Here is a 2,069-nt window from a genome sequence, read left to right as displayed (position 1 = left end):
CCAGGTTCACCTGGTCGGTGGGTCGGGTGGCGGGGTTGAGGGGGACACGGTGGCGGGGTTTGGGTGCGGGGGGGGGTTTGCGCCCATGGGAGGGCTGGGGGGGAATGGGGATCGTTGCAGGGTGAGGGTGGGCTGAGGCAGGGGTCAGTGGGTGTCCAGGAACGCGGCGATGAGCGCGGCCCGCTCCAGCAGGGAGGACAGCGAAGCGTGTTCGTCCTCGCCGTGGGCGCCGGCGCCCGCAGGGCCCAGGCCGTCGACCGTCGGGATGCCGAGCGCGCCGGTGAGGTTGGTGTCGCCCGCGCCGCCGGAGGAGCCGAGGGGCAGGTCCAGGCCCAGGGTGGCGGCGAGCGTGGTCAGTTCGGCCGCCAGGGGGTTGGCCGGGTCCATCGCCCAGGCCGGGCGATGGGACAGCGTCTTTGCGGACAGGGCGGCCCGCTGCCGCACCGGGGTCGGTTCCAACAGGGCCGACATCAGGGCCCGTTCGGTCTCGGCGGTGGCATAGCGCAGGCCGATCTCCGCCTCGGCGTGGTCGGCGACCACGTTGGCGCGGGTACCGCCCGTGATGGTGCCGACGTTCAGTGCGGCGTCGGGGAGGGCGGCGGCCGTCGCCCGAAGCCGTGCTAGCTGGTCCACGAGCTCGTCGATCGCGGAGACGCCGAGGGCGGCGTCGAGGCCGGCGTGGGCGCTGACCCCGCGCACGCTAAGCCGCATCCGGGCCACCCCGCGTCGGCCGATCTTCAACGCGCCGCCGGGCAGTGGTGGTTCGAGGCCGAGCACCGCGTTGGCTCCCTCGGCGTGCCGGGCCACGAGGCGGCTGCCGTCGGGGCTGCTGATCTCCTCGTCGTTGACCACCACGAGGCGTATCGGACGCCTGGGCGTGGTGCCTGTACGGGACAGCAGGTCCATGGCCAGTTCGACGGCCACCAGGGAGCCCTTCATGTCGAAGACCCCGGGGCCGGTGACCGTGTCGCCGTCCTCGGCGAGCGTGAAGGGGCGCCGGGCGACCGTGCCGGCCGGGAAGACGGTGTCGCTGTGGGCCACGAGCAGCGTATGTCCGGCGTGGGAGCCGTCGTCCGCCGTCCCGCGCCCGTTCCAGTAAGCCACCAGGTGGTCGCCGCCCGGTCCCGGCGGCTGTTCGACGCGGTCGGCGGTGGCGGCGAGGCCCGCGGCCAGTTCCTTGCCGAACACGGCCGCACGGTCTGCGTCGCCGGACGGGGTCTCCAATGCGACCAGGCGTTCCCAGCGTTCCAGCACCGTGTTGCCGAACGTGCGGGCCAGTGCGAGGAGATCGGCGGGCTCAGCCATAGCAGTTCTCCACGGCCGAGGTGACCACCCGGGTCAGCGCGCGGAAGCAGCGGATCGCCTCGTACATCGTCGGCAGCGTGAACCGCACGGTCAGCGGGTCGGTCTGGACGACGCCGGGGATGTAGCTTGCGGCGGGCGCCAGGTGGGCGGCGTCGAAGGACACCTCGTAGGTGTAGCCCCCGGCGGGCGGGGCCGTCAGCCGGGGGGAGGCGGGCAGGGCCGTGAGGCCTTCGCGGGCGGCCTCGGTGATCCGGGCGGTGCTCACCTCGGGCGGCAGGCAGATCGCTGAGTAGCGGTCGACGCAGGTCTTGACCACGGCGTGGGCGGCGTGCGGCGCCCAGCCGCGGGCGTCCTCGCAGCACAGGTCGTCGCCGGTGACCAGGACCACCGGGACGGCGTACTCGTCGGCGAGCAGCGCGTTCATCCGGCCCTCGGAGGCCGGCTCGCCGTTGATCCGCACCGCGGTGATGGTGTTGGGCAGATAGGTGTGGGCGAGCACGCCCGGCTGACCGGCGCCGGTGTGGTAGCCGACGAAGGCGACCGCGTCGGGGGAGCGGTCGATGCCCTCCATCATGCCGAGCGGCTTGTGCGTGCCGATCAGCAGCGTGGCTCGTGTGTCGAGCCGGTCGAGGAGCAGGTTGCGCTGGTCGGCGTGGGCCTCGTTGACGAGGATCTCGGTGGCGCCGGCTGCGGCGAAGCCGGCGATCGCGGCGGTGACGTCGGGGGGGAGGGACTGGGGGGGGTGCTCCCAGCGGGCGGGGCCG

Annotated in this window: 2 protein-coding genes; both read right to left on the bottom strand. The window is 73.7% G+C overall.

The genetic code is table 11. The features are described from left to right. Positions 1-144: 144 nt before the first annotated feature. Positions 145-1,305, bottom strand: coding sequence for a M20/M25/M40 family metallo-hydrolase (locus ACFW2E_RS45795; RefSeq protein WP_384477818.1), 1,161 nt, complete (start codon positions 1,303-1,305; stop codon positions 145-147). Beyond that, positions 1,298-2,069 (bottom strand): M55 family metallopeptidase (locus ACFW2E_RS45790; protein WP_384477816.1); only part of this gene is annotated, 772 nt, incomplete at its 5' end. The genes ACFW2E_RS45795 and ACFW2E_RS45790, both read right to left, overlap by 8 nt.

The sequence above is a fragment of the Streptomyces sp. NPDC058964 genome (assembly GCF_042741275.1).
Taxonomy (GTDB): domain Bacteria; phylum Actinomycetota; class Actinomycetes; order Streptomycetales; family Streptomycetaceae; genus Streptomyces.
This window is presented reverse-complemented; position numbering and strand designations above follow the sequence as displayed.

What these genes read in the sequence shown, in the direction of transcription:
- ACFW2E_RS45795 (WP_384477818.1), bottom strand. Translation starts at nt 1,305, where the DNA reads ATGGCTGAGCCCGCCGATCTCCTCGCACTGGCCCGCACGTTCGGCAAC.